The sequence below is a fragment of the Pedobacter nutrimenti genome, from assembly GCF_032678445.1.
Lineage (GTDB): Bacteria > Bacteroidota > Bacteroidia > Sphingobacteriales > Sphingobacteriaceae > Pedobacter > Pedobacter nutrimenti_A.
Genome location: NZ_JAVTSQ010000045.1, coordinates 1 through 569 on the forward strand (window position 1 = coordinate 1; position 569 = coordinate 569).

The window sequence follows — 569 nt, forward strand, 5'->3', positions numbered from 1 at the left end:
CCACAAGGGTGATCTCCGGTACGCCAACTATCGGCGGTACCTTTACTGTAAAAATGACCGTAACCGATAATAACGGTTTATCTACAAGTACTGATTATGCGCTTAAAGTTAATGTCTCTGCTCCTGTGGTTGCTGCTGCAAACACCTGCAACAACAACACCGCAACATTAACCGTATCCAATATCCAGACCGGTGTTACCTATAACTGGTATGCTGCAACTGGAAGTACCTCTATCTTTACAGGTACAACATTCACAACACCTGCATTAACTGCCAATACCACTTATTATGTAGAAGCCGTTTCAGGAACAGCAGTAAGTACACGTACAGCTGTTAATGTAACCATCAACCCTGCTCCGGCGCTGGCTTCGGTATCAACCAACAGTACAACCATCAGCCCGGGACAAACTGCAACTTTACAGGCTACTGCCGACGCAGGCAATACCATTAACTGGTACACTGTTCCAACGGGCGGTGCAGCCATTGCAACCGGTACAAGTTTCACCACACCTGCCCTCTCGGCAACCACTACCTATTATGTGGAAACCCAAAGTGGAGCCGGATGTGTG

General features: G+C 47.6%; 1 pseudogene. It reads left to right on the forward strand.

Annotation, left to right across the window (positions count from 1 at the left end):
* Positions 1 to 569, forward strand: a pseudogene (locus R2S08_RS28830) (hypothetical protein); the annotation flags it as partial.